Annotated in this window: 24 protein-coding genes and 1 tRNA gene; 2 read left to right on the plus strand and 23 right to left on the minus strand. The window is 70.0% G+C overall.

Features of this window, described 5'->3' with window-relative positions:
- Nucleotides 1-3: 3 nt before the first annotated feature.
- Complete coding sequence (locus ACIBHX_RS22335) at nucleotides 4-453, minus strand: GbsR/MarR family transcriptional regulator (RefSeq protein WP_397069088.1); 450 nt, start codon at nucleotides 451-453, stop codon at nucleotides 4-6.
- Nucleotides 454-476: 23 nt separating this feature from the next.
- Nucleotides 477-1,385, minus strand: coding sequence for an alpha/beta hydrolase (locus ACIBHX_RS22340; protein WP_397069089.1), 909 nt, complete (start codon nucleotides 1,383-1,385; stop codon nucleotides 477-479).
- Between the two features lie 135 nt (nucleotides 1,386-1,520).
- Between ACIBHX_RS22340 and ACIBHX_RS22345 the strand changes: the two genes are divergently transcribed.
- Nucleotides 1,521-2,738, plus strand: a complete 1,218-nt coding sequence (locus tag ACIBHX_RS22345; RefSeq protein ID WP_397069090.1) for an acetyl-CoA C-acetyltransferase — start codon at nucleotides 1,521-1,523, stop codon at nucleotides 2,736-2,738.
- Between the two features lie 363 nt (nucleotides 2,739-3,101).
- Here the strand turns inward: ACIBHX_RS22345 and ACIBHX_RS22350 are convergent, their stop codons facing one another.
- The 17 genes from ACIBHX_RS22350 to ACIBHX_RS22430 all read right to left on the minus strand — a co-directional run bounded on the left by ACIBHX_RS22350 (nucleotide 3,102) and on the right by ACIBHX_RS22430 (nucleotide 16,856).
- Nucleotides 3,102-3,488, minus strand: a complete 387-nt coding sequence (locus ACIBHX_RS22350; RefSeq protein WP_397069091.1) for a hypothetical protein — start codon at nucleotides 3,486-3,488, stop codon at nucleotides 3,102-3,104.
- A gap of 186 nt (nucleotides 3,489-3,674) precedes the next feature.
- Nucleotides 3,675-4,085 carry a PPOX class F420-dependent oxidoreductase gene (locus ACIBHX_RS22355; RefSeq protein WP_397069092.1) on the minus strand — a complete coding sequence of 137 codons (411 nt, stop codon included), beginning with the start codon at nucleotides 4,083-4,085 and terminating at the stop codon, nucleotides 3,675-3,677.
- Between the two features lie 56 nt (nucleotides 4,086-4,141).
- On the minus strand, nucleotides 4,142-4,375 hold the full coding sequence (locus ACIBHX_RS22360) for a DUF4287 domain-containing protein (RefSeq protein WP_397069093.1): 234 nt from the start codon (nucleotides 4,373-4,375) through the stop codon (nucleotides 4,142-4,144).
- A gap of 146 nt (nucleotides 4,376-4,521) precedes the next feature.
- Nucleotides 4,522-5,313, minus strand: coding sequence for a Bax inhibitor-1/YccA family protein (locus ACIBHX_RS22365; RefSeq protein ID WP_397069095.1), 792 nt, complete (start codon nucleotides 5,311-5,313; stop codon nucleotides 4,522-4,524).
- A gap of 207 nt (nucleotides 5,314-5,520) precedes the next feature.
- Nucleotides 5,521-5,593, minus strand: a tRNA-Leu gene (locus tag ACIBHX_RS22370).
- A gap of 49 nt (nucleotides 5,594-5,642) precedes the next feature.
- The gene (locus tag ACIBHX_RS22375) at nucleotides 5,643-6,161 is read right to left on the minus strand and encodes a peptide deformylase (protein WP_397069096.1); all 519 of its coding nucleotides are present in this window, start codon (nucleotides 6,159-6,161) and stop codon (nucleotides 5,643-5,645) included.
- Entirely contained in the window at nucleotides 6,158-6,670 is a 513-nt protein-coding gene (locus ACIBHX_RS22380) for a glycine cleavage system protein R (RefSeq protein ID WP_397069097.1), read from the minus strand. Before ACIBHX_RS22380 ends, ACIBHX_RS22375 begins: the two co-directional genes overlap by 4 nt.
- Nucleotides 6,671-6,755: 85 nt before the next feature.
- Nucleotides 6,756-8,072 (minus strand): NAD(P)/FAD-dependent oxidoreductase, encoded by a 1,317-nt coding sequence (locus tag ACIBHX_RS22385; protein ID WP_397069098.1) that lies wholly within the window; start codon nucleotides 8,070-8,072, stop codon nucleotides 6,756-6,758.
- 93 nt (nucleotides 8,073-8,165) lie between these two features.
- Nucleotides 8,166-8,951, minus strand: coding sequence for a uracil-DNA glycosylase (locus ACIBHX_RS22390; RefSeq protein ID WP_397069099.1), 786 nt, complete (start codon nucleotides 8,949-8,951; stop codon nucleotides 8,166-8,168).
- A 2-nt stretch (nucleotides 8,952-8,953) separates the two neighbouring features.
- Nucleotides 8,954-9,781, minus strand: coding sequence for a hypothetical protein (locus ACIBHX_RS22395; protein WP_397069100.1), 828 nt, complete (start codon nucleotides 9,779-9,781; stop codon nucleotides 8,954-8,956).
- The gene (locus tag ACIBHX_RS22400) at nucleotides 9,778-10,104 is read right to left on the minus strand and encodes a PadR family transcriptional regulator (RefSeq protein ID WP_397069101.1); all 327 of its coding nucleotides are present in this window, start codon (nucleotides 10,102-10,104) and stop codon (nucleotides 9,778-9,780) included. Before ACIBHX_RS22400 ends, ACIBHX_RS22395 begins: the two co-directional genes overlap by 4 nt.
- Nucleotides 10,105-10,192: 88 nt before the next feature.
- Entirely contained in the window at nucleotides 10,193-11,617 is a 1,425-nt protein-coding gene (locus ACIBHX_RS22405; protein ID WP_397069102.1) for a hypothetical protein, read from the minus strand.
- A gap of 173 nt (nucleotides 11,618-11,790) precedes the next feature.
- Nucleotides 11,791-12,702 carry an exopolyphosphatase gene (locus tag ACIBHX_RS22410; RefSeq protein ID WP_397069103.1) on the minus strand — a complete coding sequence of 304 codons (912 nt, stop codon included), beginning with the start codon at nucleotides 12,700-12,702 and terminating at the stop codon, nucleotides 11,791-11,793.
- Nucleotides 12,693-13,181 carry a DUF501 domain-containing protein gene (locus ACIBHX_RS22415; RefSeq protein ID WP_397069104.1) on the minus strand — a complete coding sequence of 163 codons (489 nt, stop codon included), beginning with the start codon at nucleotides 13,179-13,181 and terminating at the stop codon, nucleotides 12,693-12,695. The genes ACIBHX_RS22410 and ACIBHX_RS22415 overlap by 10 nt, the downstream gene beginning before the upstream one ends.
- Nucleotides 13,171-13,581: a septum formation initiator family protein gene (locus ACIBHX_RS22420; RefSeq protein ID WP_397069105.1), complete on the minus strand. Its 411-nt coding sequence runs from the start codon at nucleotides 13,579-13,581 to the stop codon at nucleotides 13,171-13,173. Before ACIBHX_RS22420 ends, ACIBHX_RS22415 begins: the two co-directional genes overlap by 11 nt.
- A gap of 107 nt (nucleotides 13,582-13,688) precedes the next feature.
- Nucleotides 13,689-14,966 carry a phosphopyruvate hydratase gene (gene eno, locus ACIBHX_RS22425; protein WP_397069106.1) on the minus strand — a complete coding sequence of 426 codons (1,278 nt, stop codon included), beginning with the start codon at nucleotides 14,964-14,966 and terminating at the stop codon, nucleotides 13,689-13,691.
- Nucleotides 14,967-15,020: 54 nt separating this feature from the next.
- Complete coding sequence (locus ACIBHX_RS22430) at nucleotides 15,021-16,856, minus strand: WD40 repeat domain-containing serine/threonine protein kinase (protein WP_397069107.1); 1,836 nt, start codon at nucleotides 16,854-16,856, stop codon at nucleotides 15,021-15,023.
- Nucleotides 16,857-16,930: 74 nt separating this feature from the next.
- On the opposite strand from ACIBHX_RS22430, the gene ACIBHX_RS22435 reads away from it, so the two are divergent.
- Nucleotides 16,931-17,674: a methyltransferase domain-containing protein gene (locus ACIBHX_RS22435; protein WP_397069108.1), complete on the plus strand. Its 744-nt coding sequence runs from the start codon at nucleotides 16,931-16,933 to the stop codon at nucleotides 17,672-17,674.
- On the opposite strand, the gene ACIBHX_RS22440 is transcribed toward ACIBHX_RS22435, so the two are convergent.
- From ACIBHX_RS22440 to mfd, 4 genes are read right to left on the minus strand one after another with little or no spacing between them, the layout of a single operon-like run.
- Entirely contained in the window at nucleotides 17,661-19,379 is a 1,719-nt protein-coding gene (locus ACIBHX_RS22440; protein WP_397069109.1) for a protein kinase, read from the minus strand. The two genes, ACIBHX_RS22435 and ACIBHX_RS22440, sit on opposite strands and share 14 nt — an antisense overlap.
- Before the next feature lie 19 nt (nucleotides 19,380-19,398).
- Nucleotides 19,399-20,340 carry a MazG family protein gene (locus ACIBHX_RS22445; RefSeq protein ID WP_397069110.1) on the minus strand — a complete coding sequence of 314 codons (942 nt, stop codon included), beginning with the start codon at nucleotides 20,338-20,340 and terminating at the stop codon, nucleotides 19,399-19,401.
- 3 nt (nucleotides 20,341-20,343) lie between these two features.
- A complete protein-coding gene (locus tag ACIBHX_RS22450; protein WP_397069111.1) occupies nucleotides 20,344-20,946 on the minus strand; it encodes a SurA N-terminal domain-containing protein in 603 nt (200 codons plus the stop codon).
- Nucleotides 20,947-20,982: 36 nt separating this feature from the next.
- Complete coding sequence (gene mfd / locus ACIBHX_RS22455) at nucleotides 20,983-24,471, minus strand: transcription-repair coupling factor (protein ID WP_397069112.1); 3,489 nt, start codon at nucleotides 24,469-24,471, stop codon at nucleotides 20,983-20,985.
- Nucleotides 24,472-24,514 lie beyond the last annotated feature (43 nt).

Below are 24,514 nucleotides of genomic sequence, written 5' to 3' on the forward strand. Positions count from 1 at the left end.
CTTTCAGCCGTGCTTAGGTTCGCTGGTCACGCTGGCCAGCCAGGCCATCGCGGCGCGCGCGGTCTGGATGCGCTTGGCCCTGGACGGGTCGCCTCCGGCCAGCTCCAGCCCCTCCTCGGCGATCTCGTCGAAGAGCCCCAGGGCGGCGAGCTTGCGCCGGACGACCCGATCCCAGGCGTCGTCCTCGATGCGGAAGTAGGCCGTGCGCTCGCCCGGCCTGCTCTGCCGGCGGATCAGGCCGATGGCCGTCAGCAGCCGGATGTTGGAGGTGAGCGAGGCCCGGCTGGCGCCGATCGCCTCGGCGATCTCGCCCGCCGACTGCTCGGCCGGGTCACAGATCATCAGCCAGCCCATGATGCGCCCGGTGATCGGCGCGAGCCCCCACTCCTCGACGCAGAACGCCGCCACGCGCTCGACCCAGCGCAGCGTCTGGTCGATGTCTCCCTCGGCCACTGGCGGTCCCGGCCTTCCTTCGGCTAGCTGGTTGGTGCGGGCGTGGTGGTGGCAAGACGGGCCTTGCGGAGATACCGGTCGAACCAGTCGACCGCCAGCCCCATGGCTTCCTTCAGACCTTCCCCTGTGTACAGCCCGAGCACATCGTAGGGCAGCACCTCCATCCTCTTGGGTTCTCCGGCGCTGCGGTAGACGCTCTGCGCCTCGTCGAGGGAGTGGTAGGGGTCGTAACCGCCGTTGGCGATCATCAGCAGCGGTGTGGGCGCCAGGCGCTCGACCAGGTTCTCAGGAGCGAACATGAGCAGGTGCTCCAGCGAGTCGAGCGTGATCTCGTTACGCCACGTCGGATACCGCGCGGAGGCCCGCTCCTGCGACTTGCGCGCCTCCTCGTGCTCGAGCGCGAGGAAGGGCACCCGCGCGCTCTCCCCCTTCTCGACGCGGGCCTCCCAGTCCCCCTCCAGCGCGTCCCGCAGGCCCTTGAAGCCGATCTGCCCGCGGGACCGCAGCGTGTAGCGCCATCCGTCGCCGATGCTCGGGCTGTGGGCGACCACGGCCTTGACGCGCCGGTCGAAGACGGCGGCCTGGATGGCGACCATGCCGCCCAGGCTGACCCCCCACAGCCCGATCCTGTCGGGGTCGATCTCGGGGCGGGTACGCAGGTAGGAAACCGCCGCGCGCAGGTCCTCGGCCTGCCGTTCCGGATAGAGCTGACCCCGCGGCTCGCCCTCGCTCGAGCCGACGGTGCGGTAGTCGACGGCCAGCGCGGCGAACCCGGCCTCGGCCAGCGAGGGGGCGAAGTCGGCCAGCGCCTCCTTGACCATGACGCCGCTGTGCCCGAGCACCACGCCCGGCACCGGGCCATCGGCGTTCTCGGGCAGGTAGAGGTCTCCCGCGCACCGGGTGCCCAGGCTGGGGAAGTGGATGTGTTCCATGCGATCCTCGTTTCGCTAATTTCAGCTCTGACTGAAACTGCTAGCCAAGCTACTCCTTCCGAGTATGGGGCGGCAAGCGGCCTCGCGCGGACGCGGAATATAGTTCTGGATAGTGCTGAGACAAGGAGGGGCCACATGCCCGAGGCAGTCATCGTCGCGACCGCTCGCTCGCCCATCGGCCGAGCGTTCAAGGGCTCGCTCAAGGAGATCCGGCCCGACGAACTCACAGTGCAGATGATCAAGGCGGCCCTGGCCAAGGTGCCGCAGCTCGACCCGGCGACGATCGACGACATCATGCTGGGCTGCGGCCTTCCCGGCGGCGAGCAGGGCTTCAACATGGCCCGGGTGATCTCGGTGATGCTCGGGCTGGACAACGTGCCCGGCACCACGATCACCCGCTACTGCTCCTCCTCGCTCCAGACCACGCGGATGGCCTTCCACGCGATCAAGGCGGGCGAGGGCGACGTGTTCGTCTCGGCCGGCGTCGAGACCGTGTCGCGCTTCGTCAAGGGCAACTCCGACTCGCTGCCCGACACGCAGAACCCGATCTTCCACGACGCCATCGCCCGCACCAAGACCTTCGGCGAGGGCGGCAGGACCTGGCACGACCCGCGCCAGGACGGCGACGCCCCCGACATCTACATCGCGATGGGCCAGACGGCCGAGAACCTCGCCCAGCTCAAGGGCGTCACCCGCCAGGAGCAGGACGAGTTCGGCGTCCGGTCGCAGAACCTGGCCGAGAAGGCCATCGCCGACGGGTTCTGGCAGAAGGACATCACCCCGGTCACGCTCCCCGACGGCACGGTCGTCAGCAAGGACGACGGGCCGCGCGCCGGCACCACCTACGAGGCGGTCAGCGCGCTCAAGCCCGTCTTCCGCCCCGACGGCACGGTCACGGCCGGCAACTGCTGCCCGCTCAACGACGGCGCCGCCGCGGTCATCGTGATGAGCGACACCAAGGCCGCCGAGCTCGGTATCACCCCGCTGGCGCGCATCGTCTCGACCGGCGTCACCGGCCTGTCCCCCGAGATCATGGGCCTTGGGCCGGTGGAGGCGTCCAAGATGGCGCTGTCGCGGGCGGGCATGGCCATCGACGACGTCGACCTCGTCGAGATCAACGAGGCCTTCGCGGCGCAGGTCATCCCCTCCTACCGGGACCTCGGCATCGACCTCGACCGCCTCAACATCAACGGCGGCGCGATCGCGGTCGGGCACCCGTTCGGGATGACGGGGGCACGCATCACGTCCACGCTGATCAACAGCCTCCAGCACCACGACAAGTCGATCGGCCTCGAAACGATGTGCGTCGGCGGCGGCCAGGGCATGGCAATGCTCCTCGAGCGCCTCGCCTAGCTGTCTTGCCCGCTTGTACGGCGGGCCGCCGCCCGCCGTACCTTCCTAGCTGCTTTGCGCGTTTGTACGGCGGGCCGCCGCAACCGGCCGCCCGCCGTACTCGATCTTTGGTCTGCTCTTGTACGGCAAGCCGCCCCACCGGCCGCCCGCCATACCTCGGCTGAGGACCCGCGACCGGCGCTTCCGGCGAGTCGGTGCCACTTTCTCGCCGTCACGACGCTTCGTAACCCACCTCCCGCGGCCTTCCGGTTACTCGCCGTCGGCCCGGTTACCCGCGTGCCACGGTCCCCGTCGCTCGCCGTACCGGGCGCCGACCTTCGCCGTACCCTGTCCCGCCGACCCGGCGCCTGGCCGGGTGGGTGGTTAGTTGCCGGGAGCGGAGCTGGGGGTGGGGGGCCAGCGGAGGGTTACCGGGGGGCTCCAGCCGCTGCACTGGGAGGGGGCCAGGGTTTTGCGGAGCCCCACACCGTCGTGGTGCGATCGAGCTCGGTGCGCCTTGGATGCCGCCAGCTCCCGGTAGGGCTCCTTGGTGAGGTCGTTCGTCCACCAGCCCACCGTGATCGCGGAGTCGGTGACCCGGCTGTTGCCGCCCCAGGCCACGTACATGCTGTCGTTCAGGTGGACCGAGTTGCCCTGGTAGAGCGCGACCCACCCGCCGGGACCCAGCCGCGGCGCCTGGATGACCACCCCGAACTGGAAGGTGACCTGCTCCGTCACGCCGTCGACGCCGCCGCTCTCCACGGCGAGCAACCCGGAACCGTGGCACGCGGGTAGCTAACGCGACGGCGAGCGACCCGAGGACCGCGGAAGGCGGGTTACGTAGCGCCGTGGCGGCGAGAATGCGTCATCGACTCGCCGGAAGCGCCGGTCGCGGGTCGTCGGCGCACGACGGCGGGCGGCCGGTGGCGGCGGCCTCGCCGTACAACGCCAGGATGATCACCCGTGGCGGTCGGGGCCTGCGTGGGTGAGGTGGATGCGGAGGATGACGCGGCGGTCGCGGAGCATGGCGGCGCGGTAGTCATCCCAATCCGGGTGTTCTCCCGAAATATCGCGGTAGTACGCGACGAGGTGGTCCATCGCCTCGGGAAGGTGGATCACCTCGGCGGTGCCGTCGATCTGGATCCACCCGCCGTAGAAGCCGTCGTTCATCACGCAGACCGACACGGACGGGTCGCGCAGCACGTTGCGCGTCTTCGCGGCGGTCTCGCGTGTGCTGATCACCGCGTACCCCTCCGAGTCCACCCCGACCGTCACCGGCGACATCTGCGGGCGCCCATCGCGATGTCTGGTGAGCAGGACGGCACGGTGGTTCGTGCGGAGGAACTCGCGGGCTTTGTCGAAATCCATCCCTCAATGATCGCGCGCCCGTACCTGTGGCACGGGCGCGGGGGTTGGACTGGGCTCTACAGCGAGCCCGAGCGGTTACGGCGGTGCCGCTCGTGCTCGAGCACGATCGCGGCGGCGTAGCCGTGGGACAGCCCGTGCTCGTCGGCAAGCCAGTTGGCCCGCTCGTCACATCTGAGGAAAGCCGGGCCGTTTTCGATGGCTTGGAACCACTCGGGGAGTGCGCGTCCCGTTACGGTTGGGACCCTTGCGATGAGCTTTGTCTGCGTCTCCGGTGAGTGGTTCAAGGACATGGGCACCTCCACGGATAAGGTCCTTTGCTCGACACTGCAACACGAGTTCCGGAAAGGCAACCCCCAAATTCGTGACGAGGCGTAGATCTTCCGTCGCACAGCGAGAAGGCCCCGCCGGTCAGCAGGGCCTTCTGGAGGATGAACAGTCAGTCGTTGCTGGTGAAATAGCTGATGAACCGCAGGACCTCGAGGTAGATCCACACCAGGCTCAGCGTCAAGCCGAAGGCGCACTGCCAGGCGAACTTCTCCGGGGCGCCCTGCTTGACGCCCTGCTCGACGGCGTCGAAGTCGAGCAGCAGGAAGAAACAGCCGACCAGGATCATGGCCACGCTGAAGATCCACCCGAGCGGGCCGTCGGTGCGCAGCCCGAGCCCGCCGACGACGAAGAAGCTGACGATCCAGTTGACCAGCATGAGGCCGAGGGCGGAGATCGCGGCGGCGATCACGAACTTGGTGAACTTCGGTGTGACCCGCACGACGCGCAGCGCATAGACCGTCAGCACGCCGCCGAAGGCGAACGCCGTGCCGAGGATCGCCTGGAGCACGATGCCGTTGTAGACGGACTCGTACAGGTGGCTGATCGTGCCGAGGAAGACCCCTTCGAAGAGCGCGTAGCCGAGGATCAACGCCGGGCTGGTGCTCTGCTTGAACGAGGCGATCAGGCCGAGGACCAGAGCGACCATGGCCGAGGCCACGGCCGCGCCGACCGGAACGTTGAAGTACCACGCGGCGGCAGCGCCCAGGACCAGCGTGCCCAGGGTCATGAACCCGCGCACCACGACGTCGTCGATCGTCATCGCCCGGTAGGCAGGCGCCGGAGGGGCGTACGACGGGACGTCGTACATGTTCTGCAGGTGCTCAGGGCTCGGCGCCTGCGCCGCCCAGCCCCCTACCTGGCCTCCGCGAGACCGGCTGAATACGGGGTTCTTGCTCTCCATCGCTGCCTCCTGAGGGACGAGCCTATGGGAGGGCCGTCACCGTGTACACCAGAGATCCCAACGAACGCGCACCCGGCGAAGTTCCCCAAGGTCACCGCCGGTGACGCATAGTAGACAGGGTGCGTAATTGCGGTCACGCCGTCACTGACCGCTGCCGAGGGGCATAAGTTCTCCGTAAAATGCGGAGTTTCCCGAGGTAGATGCCGGTGCCCCCGGCGGGACTCGAACCCGCACTACAACCCTTTTAAGGGGTTTGCCTCTGCCTTTGGGCTACGGGGGCGCCGCAATCATACGAAACGGACCATCCATCCGAGGAGCACAACTTCGCATCAGCCGTCACACATGTCAGATCTGCGGTGAAGTGACTGTGCTCCTGCCACTCTGTCCAGGAAGAGAACTCCGTCCAGATGGTCCAGTTGGTGCTGAATACACCTAGCTTCGAAGGCATCAGCCTCGATGGTGACGCGATCTCCGCTTCCTGGCAAACGCCCAAGTACGGTGATGCGGGTGGCCCGCCGTACGTCCGCTGAGAGGCCGGCGACGGAGGCGCAGCGCTCGCGGCCGCCCTCCCAGCGGGAGGCCTGCGCGAGGCGTGGATTGACCACGACGAGCTCCCCGGCCCAGGAACGGCTGCGGGGGTGCCGCCCGGCGTCGAAGGCGATCAGGCGCCAGCTCAGCCCGATCTGGGGGGCCGCCAGGCCGGCGGTACCCGGCTGGTGGCGCAACGTGGCCAGCAGGTCGGCGGCGGCCGACACCACCTCGGGCGCGGTGGGATCGACCTCGTCGGCGGAGGCGGACAGGACGGGATGCGGCGCGCCCAGCACCTCACGCGCGGTGCCGACGCTCACAGCAGGTCCGGTTCGACGGGACGGAAGGTTATCTCCGAGTCGAGCCCGGCGCCGACGGCGGCCAGGTGGCGCATGAGGTCGGCCACGTCGACCTCCTCGGGCAGCTCGACGTCGGCGATGAGCACGTACAGGCGGCCGGTCAGCCGGGTGCTCATGCCGGTGATGTTGCCGCCCACCGAGGCCAGCGCGGCGCTGATGGCCGAGATGATGCCGGGCCTGTCGGGCCCGTGCACGGTGAGCACGTAGCCCAGGCCGCCGGCCAGGCAGCCGAAGTAGCGCCGCGCCTCGACGGCCGCGGCCGTGATCACCAGGTCGGGCGCGCACAGCCGCTTGGTGAGCTCGTCGGCGTCCAGATCGCCGTTGACCAGCAGCATCATCGCGACGTGGCCGCCGAGCAGCGTCATCGTCGAGTCCTGGATGTTGACGCCGCAATCGGCCAGCACACCGGCGACCGTGGCTATCACGCCCGGCCTGTCCACGCCGAGCACGGTCACCGCCGATAGCCCCACCCTTGGATCCCCCTCCTCGCCAAAGAGTCCACGGGTGCCGAAAGCGCCCCGATGCGTGTGCACCGGGGCGCTTGCCGTACTCGAACTAGCGGCGGTTCGCCGCCACCGCGGCCCTGAATTCGTCGCGGGGGTGTTCCATCTCGCCAAGCGAGATCGTCTCCCGCTTGAAGAAGAGCGCGAGTGTCCAGTCGACGACGACGCGGACCTTGCGATTCAGCGTCGGCACCCGCGACAGATGGTAGGTGCGGTGCATGAACCACGCAGGGAAACCGCGCAGCTTCACACCGTAGACGTTGGCCACGCCCTGGTGCAGGCCGAGACCGGCGACCGATCCGACGTACTTGTGGCGGTAGTCGACCAGTTGCTCCCCGCGCAGGTAGTGGATGATGTTGTCGGCCAGCACCTTGGCCTGGCGGACCGCGTGCTGGGCGTTGGGCGCGCAGTACTCGCCCGGGTTGGTCACGTCCGGCACCCCGGCCGCGTCACCGGCGGCGAAGGCGCCGTCGACCCCGGCGACGGTCAGCATGGTCGTGGTCTTGATCCGGCCGCGCTCGTCGACGGGCAGGTCGGTGCTGTTGACGACCGGGCTGGGCTTGACGCCCGCCGTCCAGACGAGGGTCTCGGCGTCGAACTCGGCGCCGTCGGAAAGCACCACGTGGCCGCCCACGCACGACTCGAGCCGGGTCTCCATCCTGACGTCGATGCCGCGCTCGCGCAGCTGCTCGAGCGTCCACCTGCCCATCTCGGGCCCGACCTCAGGCAGGATGCGGTTGCTCGCCTCGACGAGCACCCAGCGGATGTCGGCCGGGGTGATGTTGCGGTAGTACTTCGTGGAGTCCCTGGCCATGTCCTCGAGCTCGGCCAGCGCCTCGACGCCCGCGAACCCGGCGCCGACGAACACGAAGGTCAGCGCCCTGCGCCGCACCTCGGGGTCGTCGGTCGACTCTGCCACGTCGAGCAGGTGCAGCACCCGGTTGCGCAGCGCGATCGCCTCGCCGACCTCCTTGAAGCCGATGCCGATGTCGGTGAGCCCGGGGATCGGCAGCGTCCGCGAGATCGAGCCGACGGCCATGACGATCACGTCGTAGGCCACCTCGCGCGACTCGCCCTCGGCGGGCTGGAAGGTCACGGTCCGCTCGGAGTGGTTGACCTTGGTCACCGTGCCGTTGAGTATGCGCACCTTGGGCAGGATCCGCCGCAGCGGCGCCACCATGTGCCGCGGCGACAGGCTGCCGGCCGCCGCCTCGGGGAGGAACGGCTGGTAGGTCATGTAGGACTGGGGGTCGATGATGGTGATGGTCACGTCGCCGGAACGCATCTGGCTCCGGAGCTTCTTCTGCAGGCGCAGTGCGGTGTACAGGCCGACGTATCCGCCGCCGACGATAAGGATGTTCTTGTTCATCCTGAGGCCCCATCCTCGTGGAGTGCTTGTGAAAGCATTCACAAGGTTATAAGGCGTTGGTCAGGAAATCTATTCCGGGGGTGGTGCTCCTCGTCACACCGCCAGCTCGCGGGCCCTGGCGAAGATCCGGTCGAGCATGTCGGCGGTGACCCTGCCGGTGAAGGTGTTCTGCTGGCTGGGGTGGTAGCAGCCGAGCAGCGTGACCCCGCCGCCCAGCGGCACCTCCACGCCGTGGCCGAAGGCCGGCCGAGCGCGGGGCAGCTCGTATCCCGCCGCCTTCAGCGCGGGCCACACCGCCTGCCAGGCGAACCCGCCGAGCGCCACGATCACCCTGACGCCCGGCCGCACGAACTCGATCTCCCGGTCCAGCCACGGGCGGCAGGCGTCGCGCTCCTCCGGCGTGGGCTTGTTGGCCGGCGGCGCGCATCTCACCGCCGCCGCCACCCGCGCTCCGACGAGCTTCTGCCCGTCACCGGCGTGCGTGCTGGTCTCCTGTACGGCCAAGCCGGTGCGGTAGAGCGAGGCGAACAGCCAGTCGCCGCTGCGGTCACCGGTGAAGATGCGCCCCGTCCGGTTGCCGCCGTGCGCCGCGGGGGCCAGACCCACGATCAGCACGCGCGGCTCGTCGTCACCCCAGCCCGCGACCGGCCTGCCCCAGTACGTCTCGTCCGCGAACGCGCGCCGCTTCACCTCGGCGACCTCCTCGCGCCAGGCCACCAGGCGGGGGCAGGCACGGCAGACGGACTGCCTGGCCGTGAGCTCCGCGAGGGTGCTGCTGGTGGCGGCGAGGCGGCGCACGTCCGCGGGGTCATGGGCGACCGGCGTGTCGGCGGTCGCCGGGTCATCGGGCCAACCGGTGCCCGGAGGTACGAACGTCATGCTCACTCCGGCTTGCTGGGAGTCGCGACAGGGCTCTGGGCGTCGCAGACCGTTGGCGCGGTCGCGGCCTCTCCATCCTGACTCACCAGCGGCAGCGGGTAGCGGTTGAGCACGGGTTCGCCGCACGAGCGGTCCACCTGGTAGCCGAAGTCTTCAGGGTTGACCGTGATCGGCTTGCCGTCCTGATCGTAGAGGTAGACATCCTTCAGCGGGCTGCCGTCCTTGGCGTACGGCTTGATGTTGTAGACCTCGTCGCCCACGGAGACCTGCCGCACGAGGTCGCTCTCCTGCATGCGGAGCCGCTGGGCCTGGTCCTTCCACTGCTGGGCCTGCACGGCCCCGGCGAACACCGCGACGGCGCCGAGCACGTTGAGGGCCACGACCAGGGGCACCAGCAGGGGCACGGGCCTGCGCAGGCCGATCCACAGCGAGACCGCCACGCCCACCGCGGCCGTCAGGAACTCGCCGGGATTGGACGGCACCACCCCGCTCCCGAACAGCATCACCTGCAACAGCATGGCCAGCGCGTAGCCGCGCAGCACCCACCAACCGGGCTTGAGCTGCCGCATGAAGCCCAGCACGGCGGCGAACCGCTCGCTGGCCCTGATGCGGTCCCACACCCGCCTGCTGCCCTCCGGCCTGCCCCCGTAAGCGGCCGCGAGCTCGGCGGCGTAGGCGATCGGCGGTCCGAGCCGCTCCTCCAGCGGCAGGCCGGACTCCGCGGCGATCTCGGCCAGGTGGTCGTCGAGGTCCTCCAGCAGCTCGTCCCGGTCGGGATGGTCGGCGAGAGCCTGCCGTACGGCTCGCGCGTACTCCTCGACAGTCTTCACGCGTTCCCCTTCTCGAGAAGCGATGCCATGGTGGCGGCGAATGAGGCCCAGGTCTTGGCCGACGAGGCGTACAGCGCGCGTCCCGCGTCGTTGAGGCCGTAGTACTTGCGGTGGGGCCCCTCGTCGGAGGCGACCACATAGGAATTCAGCACCCCGGCCTTGAACAGGCGGCGCAGCGTGCCGTACACCGAGGCGTCGCCCACCTCCTCGAGCCCGGCCTCGCGAAGCCTGCGCACGATGTCGTAGCCGTAGCCGTCGCGCTCGTCGAGCACCGCCAGCACGGCCAGATCGAGCACGCCCTTGAGGAGCTGGCTTGTATCCACGCGATGCACACTACTGTGCTAAGCGCAGTAGCGGCAACAAGAAACCGGATGGCGCCCGAGGGCACCACCCGGTCTCAGGTCACCTCGATCAGGCCACCGGAGGGCAGGTCTTCACGAAGGCGGTGGCGCCCGAGGACGCCGAGTTCGGGCTGTCGATCACGAGCTCGATCGAGCCAGAGGTCTCAGAGGCCCCGTGGGTGCCCCCGATTCCCCAGGTCACGTCCAGGTCGCCGTCGACCTTGCGCTCAAGCTGCGGACCGTCCTGCTTGCCGTTGACCATCCAGTGGTACTTGACCGTGGCAGAAGCGGTGGTGTGCAGCGTCGCCGAGAAGTCGACGCCCGGGCCGCGGCTGTCCTTGCACATGTCGTTGCGCTGGCCGACGACCCGAACCGCGGACACGCTCGCCTTGGCCTCGCACGCGGCGTAGGTCTGGGTGATCGAGTCGTTGTTGTCAGGGCCGAAGACCGACAGCGTGATCTTGCCGCCGTTCTTGGCGTCACCGGCCAGAACCTGGTCCGCCAGGACCACGTTCTTGGTGCCGGCGCCGGCGAAGACGGCCTCGTCCTTGGCAACGGGGGTGCCGTTGACGGACCAGACGTACTTCACGCGGGCCGCGCCGGTGCTGTTGATGTTGGCGTTGGCGCCGACCTTGCAGCCGTCGTGGTTGGTGCCCGTCACCAGGTTGGTGGCGGAAACCTTGACGCTCGGGGACTCGTCCTTGCACCAGACCTTGTAGTCAGCCCGGTTGGACGCGCCCTCGTCGGGGCCGACGATGACCAGCTGCGCCCAGCCACGCTGGCTGTGACGCGGCGAGTAGCCCAGGTCCACCCTGCGGGAGTCCCAGACCTTGATGGTGCCGCTGTCGACGACGTCACCGTTGAGGACCCAGCGGTACTTGACCCACGTCGGGCGGTTGACCTTGATCACGCCGCCGAAGTCGATCTTGTCGCCAGGGGTGCACGGACCGACGTACGAGTCCGGGTCGGCCCAGGCGCGGGCCCACACGCGGACGTTGTCGTCGCCGTGGTCACCGTTTGCGCACGAGACGGAGAAGTAGCCCTTCTTCGACACGGCCTTGCGCGGACCGAGGACCTGGACGGCCTCCCAGCCCTTGACGTCGCCGTTGAAGGTGAGGGACTCCTTGACCTTCACGTACTTGTTGCCGTGGCCCTTGAGCTTGACGACCTTGACCTTGCCCTTGGACCCGTCACCGTGGACCCAGCGGTAGGCGAGCTCGGTCTTGCCCTTCACCGCGACCTTGATGGTCGAGGAGAAGTTGACCTTCACAGGGCAGGTGCCCTGGTAGTCGCCGGTCGACGCCTTCGGCGCGGTGATCGAGACCTTCGGCTTGTGTCCCGCCTGACCCGCGGCGGCGGCCGGAGCCGCCTTGCCCGCGGCAGCGGGGGTCGCCGCCTGGGCGGGGCCGGAAACCAGCCCCGTGACCATGGCGGCCAGCACGGCAGAGGAGGCGCCGAACGCCGCCGCTCTACGTGCCAACCCAACGGACTTCATGTGAGAGTGCTCCATTCCGTGAGGGAAAAGACGCTCGGGAACGGTCGCCACGCGGACACCATCCGTGTCCGGCGATATGGCAAAGCCCCCGTAAAGCTCCTTTACCTAATCACAAAACAGATTGCACCCTCAACACGCGTGATCGGCCGGAAATGTCTGGATTTGCTGAACTTTCAGGCGAGCGACCAGGCAATTCCATCAAGGATGTCGTGTTCGCTGACCACGACCTGGGAAAACGCGAACCTTCTCACGATGCGGTCAAGAATCAACGCACCCGCCCCGATGACGTCCACCCGCCCCGGGTGCATCACCGGTATCTCGGCCCGCTCACGATGGGTCATCGCGAGCAATCGCCGCGTAACGTCGTGAACGTCCTGCGCCGAAATCCGTGCGTGATGAATCCGCTCCGGGTCGTATTCGGGAAGGCCGAGCGCGATTCCCGCCACGGTCGTCACCGAGCCCGCCAGCCCGACGAGCGTGTGCGCCCGTTCGACCGGCACCGAATGCGCCACCAGGTCGAGTGCCGCCTCGATATCGGCCACCACGGCCTCGAGCGCGGTGGCGCTGGGCGGGTCGCCCGCGTCCTTGAGGTGGCGCTCGGTCAGCCGAACGCATCCGATGTCGACGGACAGGGCGGCCTCGGCGTGCCGGGATCCCACCACGAACTCGGTCGAGCCGCCGCCGATGTCGACCACCAGGAAGGGCGCACCCTCGGTCAGGCTCCGGGTGGCGCCGGTGAAGGACAGCTCCGCCTCGTCGGCCCCGGTGATCACCGCGGGCTCGACACCGAAGATGTCGCGGACGCCGTCGACGAACTCCTGCCGGTTTTCAGCGTCGCGGGTCGCGCTGGTGGCCACCACCCGGGTCGCCACCGCGCCGTGCTGGTCGATCAGCTTGCGGTAGGTGCGCATCGCCGCGAACGTGCGCTCCAGGGCGTCGGGGGCCAACCGGCCCGTCCGGTCGACGCCCTGGCCCAGCCGTACGATCTCCATGCGCCGCTCGAGGTCGGTGAGCGTGTCGCCGACGACGTCGGCGACCAGCAGGCGCACGGAGTTGGTGCCGCAGTCGACGGCGGCTACACGCATGGTCCGTCCTTCCACCACTCGGGAAGAGCCTCGAGCGCCTCTCTGCCGAACGGGTTGCTCCCCGGCGCGGCCAGCTCGTGCGCCACCAGCGCGTGCAGGCACTTGACCCGGTACGGCATGCCGCCCGTGCTCTGCATGCCCCCCGGGAGCGGCTCGATGCCCTCCTCCTCGGCGGCCTTGTCGCGCCTGGCGACGTAGTCCTCGTGCGCGGCCTGGTAGGCGGCGGCCAGCTCTGGATCGTCGGCCAGCCGGGCCTGCATCTCGCGCATCATCCCCGACCCCTCGAGCGTGCCGATGGCCGAGGCGGCCTTGGGGCAGGTCAGGTAGTACAGCGTGGGGAACGGCGAGCCGTCGGGCAGGCGCGGAGCCGTCTCCACCACGTCGGGGTTGCCGCACGGGCAGCGGTGCGCCACCCGGCGCAGCCCGCGCGGCGGGCGTCCGAGCTGCTTCTCGACGGCCTCGACGTCCTTACTTTCCAACTGGCGTCCCTGCCTTGTGCCCGGTGCCCTTGTCCGCCGCCTCCACCGATTCCCACAGTGTCTGATACCACGGAGGCGGGGCCGCGGCCTGCTGCTTGACTGCCGTCCTGGCCTGCTCGGGCGCGCTGTCCATCACGACGTAGCACTTCTCGCCGGCGCCGCAGTAGTGCAGCTCCTCCTTGGCGCGGCGCTTGATGTCGTTGGGGTCCTTGATCTGCTCGGCCTGCTGGGCGATGCGGCGGGTCTCGGCGTCGACCCTGGCCTTCTCCTCCTGCAGCGCCGCCAGGTCGCGGCGGTTGGAGATGTACTCCCGCACAGGGTAGGCCAGGCTCATCGCGATCGCGCACACCACGACCGCCAGGATGGCCGCACGTCCGGTCAGCTGAGGTCGTTTCGCCACCGCTTCCCCTCCCGTCTCGCCCTACCGACTCCTGACCACCCCGACCAGGACGGGGGCGGGATGAGGTCCCAGCCCCCGTACTAAGTCGTGCTCCGTGGAGGACGACGCTAGCGCTGGAAGCGCGGGAATGCGGCGCGACCCGCGTATCGGGCGGCGTCGTCGAGGAGTTCCTCGATGCGCAGCAGCTGGTTGTACTTGGCGACGCGGTCGGAGCGGGCGGGCGCGCCGGTCTTGATCTGACCGCAGTTCACCGCGACGGCCAGGTCGGCGATCGTGGTGTCCTCGGTCTCGCCGGAGCGGTGGCTCATCATGCACCGGTAGCCGTTGCGGTGGGCCAGGTCGACGGCGTCGAGCGTCTCGCTGAGCGTGCCGATCTGGTTGACCTTGACCAGCAGCGCGTTGGCGGCCCCCTCGGCGATGCCGCGGCCGAGCCGCTCGGGGTTTGTGACGAACAGGTCGTCGCCGACGATCTGCACCTTGTCGCCGAGCGCCTTGGTGATCTTCTTCCAGCCCTCCCAGTCCTCCTCGTCCAGCGGGTCCTCGATGGAGACCAGCGGGTAGGAGGCGACCAGGTCGGCGTAGAACTCGATGAGCTCCTCGGCGCTGAGGCCCTTGCCGTCGATGGTGTAGACGCCGTCGTTGTGGAACTCGGAGGCGGCCACGTCGAGCGCGAGCGCGATGTCCTGGCCGGGCACGAATCCGGCCCGCTCGATGGCGACCAGGATCAGGTCGAGCGCGTCACGGTTGGAGGGCAGGTTGGGCGCGAAACCGCCCTCGTCGCCCAGGCCGGTGGCGTAGCCCTTCTCCTTCAGCACCTTCTTCAGCGCGTGGTAGACCTCGGTGCCCATGCGCACGGCCTCGCGGAACGTCTCCGCGCCGATCGGGGCGATCATGAACTCCTGGATGTCCACGTTGGTGTCGGCGTGCGCGCCGCCGTTGAGGATGTTCATCATCGGCACCGGCAGCACGTGCGCGTTGGGCCCGCCCACGTAGCGGAACAGCGGCAGGTCGGCGCTGTCGGCGGCGGCCTTGGCCACGGCCAGCGACACGCCCAGGATGGCGTTGGCGCCCAGCTTCGCCTTGTTGGGCGTGGCGTCCAGGTCGATCATGATCTGGTCGATGATGCGCTGGTCTTCCGCCTCGACACCGTGGACCTCGTCGAAGATCTCGTCGGTCACCGCGAGCACGGCCTTCTCCACGCCCTTGCCGCCGTAGCGCTCGTCGCCGTCGCGCAGTTCGACGGCCTCGAACTGGCCGGTGGACGCGCCGCTGGGTACCGCCGCGCGGCCGGTGCTGCCGTCGTCCAGCACGACCTCGACCTCGACGGTCGGGTTACCCCTGGAGTCGAGGATCTCGCGGGCGTAGACGACCTCGATGGTAGCCACGGAATGCGCTCCTAAGTCGAAAGGCTGTATGCGCCTAGAGCCTATCGGTTGAGGCTAGCCCTGGTTGTCCAGGCTCCAGGCGCGTAGGCGGCCGGCTACCGCGGCGGCCACGGTGCCGTCGCCGACGGCCAGGCCGGTCACGCCGTCGCCGGGGTCGGCCAGTTTGGCCAGGCGCGTTCCGGCCTTCTGGCTCCACACAGTGAGCCCGTCGGCCAAGCCGGCGATCACGGTCTCGCCGTTGGCGTGGGTCACGCCCATGCCGCCGCGGAAGGCGCCGGAGATCTTCCGTACCAGCTTGCCGTTGGACACGTCGTAGACGGCCGTGGTCTTGCCTGCGGTGACCGCGACCTGGCCGTCGGACACCGGGGCCACGGCCCGTACTGCGCCCTTGACCACGAAGCCGCGCTCGCCCACCGCCACGTAGCCGAACTGGGTGCCGGCGATGGTCCTGCCCGCCTCGTCCCAGGCCAGCGCGGTGACCGCGCCCTTGACGTAGGTGACGCCGGCCGGCTTCTTGCGGCCGCTCGGGTCGATGATCCTGATGGAGCCGTCCGCGCAGCCGACCGCCATGAGCGAGCCGTGTACGGCCAGGCGGGCGTTCTTGTCGCACACGTGCAGGAAGGCGGCCGCCCTGGTGTCGGCGACCGGCCACTGCCGCACGGTGCCGTCGACGCCCGACCAGATGACGGTGGAGCCGTTCACCCCGGTGATCATGGCCATGGTCAGCACCGGGGATCTGGCGGCGCCGGGCAGTGAGGCGATCCGCTGGCCGGTGGCCGGGTTCCAGACCTCGACGGCGTGGCTGGTGCCGTCGGCGTAGGCCACGGCGGGCGCGCCCTGGTAGGTGCCCATGGCCATGGCGGTGACGTCGGCGATGTCGGGGCCGAACACGTCGCCGAGCGGCCTGCCGTACGAGTCGCTCGTCGTGGAGGGGAGGTTGGACGGGCGGAAGGCGACGCCGGCGGCCACGCCCGCGATCACCACGGCCGTGATGCCTGCGACCACCAGGCCCGCGCGCCGCCCGCGCCTGCGCGGGACGGGCCTGCGCGGGACCGGCCTGCGTTCGCGCGTGGCGGGGATCGGCTGCTCGGTCGGGCTGGTGCTGCCGAGCAGGCGCATCAGCACCTCGTCGGCCGACGGCCTGGCGGCCGGGTCCTTGGCCAGGCACGCCTCGAGCACCGAGCGCAGCGGCTCATGCACGGTGCTCAGGTCCGGCTCGGTGTTGAGGATGCGGTGCATGACCGCGGGGATGGAGCCGCGGCCGAACAGCGGCGTGCCGGTGGCGGCGAAGGCGATCGTGGAGGCCCAGCTGAACATGTCCGAGGCCGCGGTGGCATTCTCCCCGGCGATCTGTTCGGGCGCCATGTAGCCGGGGGTGCCGACCACGCTGCTGGCGGTGGTGGCGACGTCCATCTCCTTGGCGATGCCGAAGTCGATCACGCGCGGCCCGTCCGGCCCGACGAGCACGTTGCTCGGCTTGAAGTCGCGGTGCACGATCCCGGCCCGGTGGATGGCGGCCAGCGCTGTGGCCGTGCCGACCGCCAGCCGTTCCAGCGCGCCCCCGCTGCGCGGCCCCAGGTCGTGCAGCGACGGCCCGTCGATGTACTCGCTGATGATGTACGGCCGGCCGTCGAGGAACCCGGTCTCGTAGACCCGCGCGGTGCAGAACCCGGCGACCCTCTCGGCGGTCGCGCCCTCCTGCAGGAAGCGGCGGCGTGCCTTGTCGTTGCCGAGCAGCCGGGTGTGCAGCACCTTGATCGCGACGCGGGCCCCGTCGGCGGCCTCCCCCAGGTACACCGACCCCTGCCCGCCGTCGCCCAACCCGCCGAGCAGGCGATATCCGCCGATCTCGCGCGGCTCCGCCCGATGCAGCTCGCGCACCTCCGGCATCACGAATCTCCCCCCGTTCAACCTAGAGATCCTGACATTTCACACTCATTCCCGCCACTTGATCTAATGGGTTCATGGAGCGGGTAATAAAGCTGCTCGAGCCGCCGGTGCCGGACCCGGACCGCACGCACGGCTATCTCGACCTGCTGCCCGAGGGGCCGGGCGACGACTCGATCGCGCAGCGGCTGATGCGGTCGAGCGCGCTGCCGCAGATCTACGAGCGGCTGTGGCGGCCGGCGCTGATCGGGCTGGCCAAGGGGCCGCTGGGGCCCTCGACCGCGCAGGAGATGGCGCTGATCAGGGACCTGCTGGCGCTGTCCCCCGGTGACGTGGTGCTCGACGTGGCCTGCGGGCCCGGCAACGTGGCCCGCGAGCTGGCGCCCGCCGTCGGTGACGCCGGGCTCGTGGTGGGGCTCGACGCCTCGGCCACGATGCTGGACCAGGCGGTCATGGAGACGGCCCGCTCGCCGTACCGCGAGCGGCTGGAGTTCGTCAGGGCGGACGCGGTGTCGCTGCCCTTCCACGCGGGCGGTTTCGACGCCGTGTCGTGCTTCGCCGCGCTCTACCTGTTCGACCGGCCCTTCGACGCGCTGGCGAGCATGGCCAGGGTGCTGCGGCCCGGCGGGCGGCTGGCGATCCTGACCACGCGGCGGCTGCCGGGGATCGGGCCGCTCAACGACGTGTTCGGTCAGCTGAGCGGGGTGCGCATGTTCGGCGACGACGAGGTGACCGCCGCGCTGGCCGAGCGCGGCTTCACCGACGTGCGCCGCAGGACGGCCGGGTTGATGCAGTTCGTGGCCGGGGTCAGACGATCCTGAGGTTCTCGAAGCGGACGCGGCTGCCGACGGTCGTCAGGCCGGCCCTGCCGCCCTGGGGGAGCTTGAACGTGCGGGTCTGCATGGGCATGCCGTCGAGGATGAAGGTGAAGGTGTCGCCGTTCCTGCCCACCTTGACCCAGTGCGGCGTCCTCGGGTCGAACCCGGCGGGCAGCTTGGTGGTCTGCCACGGTGAGGAGGCGCCGCCGACCCAGGCGTGCGTGGTCATGACCTTGCTGCCCGCGTCGAGGTAGACCTCGGCGTAGTCGCCGGCGCCGCTGACGGCCACCAGCAGGCCGTACTTGGGATCGGCGGCGGCGCTGCCGCTGCCCATCAGGGTCGTCTGCGCCCTGACGTGGTAGGGGCCCTGCGGCAGCGGGTCGACGCGCAGCAGGTCGTCGCGGCGCTCGCCGTCCAGGCCGAGGCCGGTGACGGACTTCGGTCCGAAGATCTTCCACTTGCCGATCCTGAGCGGCGGCACCAGGCCCCACCCGAAGCGGTCCCGCCGCGGCGGCTTGGCGGTCGGCGAGCCCTGGGTGGGCGGTTTCGTGGTGGCCGGGCTCGACGGTGGCGCGCTGGTGACGGGCTCGGTCGCGGGTTTGGTCGTCGCGGGTCTGGTCGACGGCGGCCGGGTGGGCTTTCGGGTGACGGGCCGGCTCTGCGGTACGGCGTGCCGGGACGCGGAGACGGGCGCGCCGGTCAGTGGTCGCTCGGCGGGCAGGCGCTGCATGACGGGCGGCGGCGCCTGCGGCAGCGCGAACGCCGCCACGGCCAGCGCGCCGAGCGCGGCGGTGCTGGCCGCCACGATGGCCAGCCGTGCCCGCCCCGCGCTCCCGCTCCTGGGAGGGGCGGCCAGGGTCTCGAGCGCCTTGCCGTCCACCTTGCCGGGCACCCCGTCGGGGGTGTCGCCGGGGGTGTCGCTCATCAGCCGCATCAGCACGTCGGCGGCCGCGGGCCTGGCGGCGGGATCCTTGTGCAGGCACGCCGCCAGCAGCGGACGCAGCGGCTCGGGCACCTCGGACAGGTCGGCGGCGGTGTTGAGCACCCGATTCAGCACCGCGGGGATCGAGTCGGAGCCGAAGGCGGGCTTCCCGGTGGCCGCGAAGACCATGGTGCCGGCCCACCCGAACACGTCGGCCGCGGGCCCGACGGAGGCGCCCTGGATCTGCTCGGGCGCCATGTAGGCGGGCGAGCCGACCACGGCCCCGCCGGTCACCGACGTCGAGTCGACCGTCGTGGCGATCCCGAAGTCGATCACCCGGGGCCCGTCGGCGGCCAGCAGCACGTTCTTCGGTTTGAAGTCGCGGTGCACGATCCCGGCCCGGTGGATGGCCACCAGCGCGGTCATCGTCCCGACGGCCAGCCTGGTCAGGTCGTCGCCCTTCAGCGGCCCGCGCTCGCGAACGGCCAGCTCCAGCGGCACGCTGTCGACGAACTCGCTCACCAGGTACGGCAGGCCGCCCTCCACCCCGGCGTCCAGGACCCTGGCGGTGCAGAACTGGGCCACCTGGCGGGCCATGTCGATCTCCCGCCGAAAGCGCCGCACGGCCTCGGCGTCACCGGCGAAGCGGGCGTGCAGCACCTTGACCGCCACGCGCGCGCCGTCGGGCGCCTCCCCGGCGTACACCGTGCCCTGCCCGCCCTCGCCGAGGAAGCCGACAAAGCGGTAGCCGGCTAAGTTGTCCGGATCACCCGGGCGCAAGTCCATAGATCGGGAAAATAGCGGCCTAACCGGGCTGCTGGCCAATTTCCCAGGCGTGGACGCGATCACGGTAGGCGCGGGCGGCGGCGCGCAGCTCGGCCTCAAGGTCGAGGCCGGCCTCCTGGGCGCGGCGGACCAGGTCCCACAGTTCGCGGGCGACGCCCTGGCCGACGGCCGAGGCCAGGGCCTCGGGCGCGCCGGACCGTTCGGCCCGCCGCAGCAGCTGGGCGGCCAGCGACAGCGCGGGCTGGCCCATGGGGACGCCGTCGAAGGTGTCCTTGCCTGCCCGCTCGGTGGCCTTGATGGCCTCCCAGTTGGCGTTGACCTCGTCGGCGGTCTCGACGGTCACGCTGCCGAAGACGTGCGGGTGGCGGCGGATCAGCTTGTCCACGATGCCCCGGGCGACGTCGTCGATGTCGAATCCCTCGGCCACCCGGGAGTGGAAGGCCACCTGCAGCAGCACGTCGCCGAGCTCCTCGCGCAGCGCCGGGTAGTCGCCCTGCTCGACCGTCTCGAGCACCTCGTAGGCCTCTTCGAGCAGGTAGGGGACGAGCGTCTCGTGGGTCTGCTTGCGGTCCCACGGGCACTCGGCGCGCAGCCGGTTCATCACCGCGACCAGGTCGAGCACCCGGGCGCCCGGCAGGTCGTAGGAGCCGGGCACGACCTCGATGACGGGCGGCTCGGGCAGCTCGATGGCCGCGTGGCCGATAGCCCGCATGAAGTGCTCGTTGTCGGCCTCGTCCTCGTCGGCCAGCCACACCACGGTGCCCTCGACCGCCTGCCTGGCCAGCCGCCGCGCGTCGGGGGTGACGACCTCCACCTCGACGCCCGCCTCCGCCAGGTAGGGCAGGTGCGGGTGGTCCTCCGCCCCGGTCAGCACCCTGCCGCTGCGGAGCACCTGCCAGGCCTGGTGGCTCAGCAGGCCCGGCGCGACCCGCGGCGAGGTGGTGACGACGATCAACGGCATGGCTCAGCCCTGCGGCTGCTGCTGCTGCTGCTGTTGTGCGGGCGGCTCGACCTTGCCGAAGCGGCCGGTGTCGACGAAGCCCTGCTGCGGGTCGAAGGTGCCGTAGCGGGGGCTGTAGACGACCTTGATGGAGCCGTAGTCGGCCCGCAGCTTGGCCATGGCCTGCTGGTTCTGCTGGCCGCCGAGCGAGTCGACGACCTTCTTCAGCCCGACCTCGGCCCTGACGTAGCCGCGCGCGTCCGTCGGGACGACGCCCTTGGACAGCAGGTTCACCTCGGGCGAGGACTGCTGGCCCGGGTCCTTGAGCGCGGCGTCGACCTCCGCCTCGCTGACCTGCACCTGGTACTTGGCCGCCAGCTGGCGGGCCGCCGCCTCGTTCGTCATGCCGAGCAGAACGAACTGGTTGATGGGCAGCGGGAGCTGAGAGGGATCGATCTTGGCCTGCTTCAGCGCGGCCTCGAATCCCTGGACCTTGACGTTCAGCTGGTCCGCCGAGATGCGCTCATCACCCACGACGGCCGCGGCTCCGGCCTGCAGGGGTGAGGAGCAGGCGGTCAGGGCGATGCCCGCCGCGGCGGCGGCCAGAGCCACTCGAATCGACTTCACGTACTTCCCTGCTTCCCTTTCCTACACAAACCGCGGCTAGCTTACCCGTGCGGGCTCGAGGAACATGGCCTGGACCAGGTCTCCGCACCATTTCAGCAGATCAAGATCCCGCAACGGCTGCCCGCCCAGGGGCTTGGTCTTGGGCACCGGCACCAGCAGCGTCTCCGCCGTCGGCTTGTAGATGGCCTTCTTGTACAGCCGGTCGAGGCGGACCTGCTGCGACTCCTTCAGCGTGACGGGTCCGAACTTGATGTTCTGGCCCTGCAGCGTGACGTCGGTCAGCCCGGCCTGCCGTGCCCGCAGCCGGAAGCGGGCCACCTCGAGCAGGTTCTCCACCTCGACGGGCGGCTTGCCGTACCGGTCCGTCAGCTCGTCGCGCACCTCGTCGATGCCGATGTCGGCGATGATCGCGGCGATGCGCTTGTAGGCCTCCAGGCGCAGCCGCTCGGAGGTGACGTAGTCGTGCGGGATGTGCGCGTTGATCGGCAGCTCGACCTTGACGTCGTGGTGCTCCTCGACGACCTCCTCGCCGCTCAGCTTGGCCTTCTGCTCCTGTACGGCTTCGGACATCAACCGCACGTACAGGTCGAAGCCCACCCCGGCGATGAAGCCGGACTGCTCGGCGCCCAGCACGTTGCCCGCGCCGCGGATCTCCAGGTCCTTCATCGCCACGTACATGCCCGCGCCCATCTCGGTGTGCTGCGCGATCGTGGCCAGGCGCTCGTGCGCCGTCTCGGTGAGCGGCTTCTCGGGCGGGTAGAGGAAGTAGGCGTAGCCGCGCTCGCGGCCCCGGCCGACGCGGCCGCGCAGCTGGTGCAGCTGCGACAGGCCGTAGTTGTCGGCCCGGTCGACGATGAGCGTGTTGGCGTTGGGCACGTCGAGCCCGGACTCCACGATCGTGGTGGAGACGAGCACGTCGTATTCGCGCTCCCAGAAGCCGACCATGATCTTCTCGAGCTGGTGCTCATTCATCTGCCCGTGCGCCACCGCGATCCGCGCCTCGGGGACCAGTTCCCTGAGCCTGCTCGCCACCCGGTTGATCGAGGCGACCCGGTTGTGCACGAAGAAGATCTGGCCGTCGCGCATCAGCTCTCTGCGTACGGCTGCCCCGATCTGCTTCTCGTCGTAGGGCCCGACGAAGGTGAGGATCGGGTGCCGCTCCTCCGGCGGGGTCAGGATCGTGGACATCTCGCGGATGCCGGTCAGGCCCATCTCCAGCGTGCGCGGGATCGGCGTGGCCGACATGGCCAGCACGTCGACCTGGGTGCGCAGGTGCTTCATGGCCTCCTTGTGCTCGACGCCGAAGCGCTGCTCCTCGTCGATGATGATCAGCCCCAGGTCCTTGAAGCGGACCTCGGGGCTGAGCAGCCGGTGTGTGCCGATGACCAGGTCGACCCCGCCGGAGCGCAGGCCCTCCAGCGTTTCCTTGACCTCGCCGTCGGTCTGGAAGCGGGAGACGGGCTTGAGCGTCACGGGGAAGCTGGAGAAGCGCTCGTTGAAGGTGGACATGTGCTGCTGCACCAGCAGCGTGGTCGGCACCAGCACGGCGACCTGCTTGCCGTCCTGGACGGCCTTGAAGGCGGCCCGCACGGCGATCTCGGTCTTGCCGTAGCCCACGTCGCCGCAGATCAGCCGGTCCATCGGGATCCCGCGCTCCATGTCGCGCTTGACCTCGTCGATGGCCTCGAGCTGGTCACCGGTCTCGGCGTAGGGGAAGGCGTCCTCCATCTCGCGCTGCCAGGGCGAGTCGGCCGCGAAGGCGTACCCGGGGCTGGCCATGCGGGCGCTGTAGAGGCGGATCAGCTCGCCGGCGATCTCCTTGACCGCCTTCTTGGCCCTGGACTTGGCCTTGGCCCAGTCGGCGCCGCCCATCCTGTTGAGCGTGGGGGCCTCGCCGCCGACGTAGCGGGTGACCTCGTCGAGCTGGTCGGTGGGCACGTACAGGCGGTCGCCCTTGGCGTACTCGATGACCAGGTACTCGCGGGTGGCACCCTGCACGGTGCGCTGGACCATCTCGATGTAGCGGCCCACGCCGTGCTGCTCGTGCACCACGTGGTCGCCGACCTTGAGCTGCAGCGGGTCGACCATGTTCCGGCGCCTGCTCGGCAGCCGGCGCATGTCCTTGGTCGAGGCCTTCTGCCCCACCAGGTCAAGATGCGTCAGTACGGCGAGCCCCGGCGTGATGAAGCCGTGCTCGATCAGCCCGGTCGTGACGTGGACGACCTTCGGCTCGGGAGCCGTGTCGAGGAACTCCTGCAGCCTGGCGGGCACGTCCACGCCCCGCAGCAGCTCCACCATGCGCGCGGCCGAACCGTGACCCTCGCTGAGCAGCACGACGGCCTTGCCGTCGCCGAGCCAGCCCTTGATGTCGCCCAGCGCCTTGGCGGTGTCGCCCCGGTAGGCCTCGGAGTCCTGCGCGTCCAGCTCGAGTCCGTTGCCGAACGGCGCCATCGTCCACCACTGCTGCCCGAGCACGTCGGCGTGGCCGCGGATCTCCTCCAGGCTCCTGAAGGCCGCCGCGCCCAGGTCGATGGGCGCCTCGCCGCCGGCCGCGGCGTTGATCCAGGAGGCCTCCAGGAACTCCTGCGAGGTCCTGACCAGCTCCTCGGCCCTGCTCCTGATCCGCTCGGGGTCGCACACGAACACCGCCGACCTGGCAGGCAGGTGGTCGAGCAGCAGGTCCATCTCGCCGGCCAGCACCGGGGCGAAGGCCTCCATGCCCTCCACCGGGATGCCGTCGCCCAGTTGGTCGAGCACCTCGGCCAGCGCCGGGTGCTGCTCGGCCAGCTCGCGCGCCCGCCGCCGCACCTCCTCGGTCAGCAACAGCTCGCGGCAGGGCGGGGCGAACAGCCCGCCGTCGGCCGCCTCGAGTGAGCGCTGGTCGGCCACCTTGAACCAGCGGATCTCCTCGACCGTGTCGCCCCAGAACTCCAGCCGCAGCGGGTGCTCCTCGGTCGGCGGGAACACGTCGAGCAGGCCGCCGCGCACGGCGACCTCGCCGCGCCGCTCGACCATGTCGACCCGGTGGTAGCCGTTTTCGACGAGCCGGTCGACGACCTCTTCCAGGTCGGCCTCGTCGCCCGCCCTGAGCCTGGTCGGCTCCAGCTCGCCCAGGCCGCGCACGATCGGCTGCAGCAGCGCCCTGATCGGCGCCACGATCACGCTGAGCGGCCCGGCTGCGGGGTCGTCCTTGATCGGGTGGGCCAGCCTGCGCAGCACGGCCAGGCGCTGGCCGACGGTGTCGCTGCGCGGCGAGAGCCGCTCGTGCGGCAGCGTCTCCCAAGCCGGGAACACCGCCACCGAGCTGGGCTCCATCAGGCTCGTCAGCGCGGCGGCCAGGTCCTCGGCCTCCCGCCCGGTGGCGGTGACGGCCAGCACGGTGGTCCGGTCGTGCCCGGCCAGTGCGGCCACGCCGAAGGGCCGCAGCGCCGCCGGTGCGATCAGCGCGACGTCTCCGCCCTCGTCGAGGGCGCTGGTCAGTTTCGGGTCGGCGGCGACAAGGTCAAGCAGTCCGGAAAGACTCATCAGATAAACCCACAGCCCCACGAGCGCAACGCAACTACCCCCG

The organism is Nonomuraea sp. NPDC050536, from assembly GCF_044457685.1.
In the GTDB taxonomy this organism is placed as follows: Bacteria; Actinomycetota; Actinomycetes; order Streptosporangiales; family Streptosporangiaceae; genus Nonomuraea.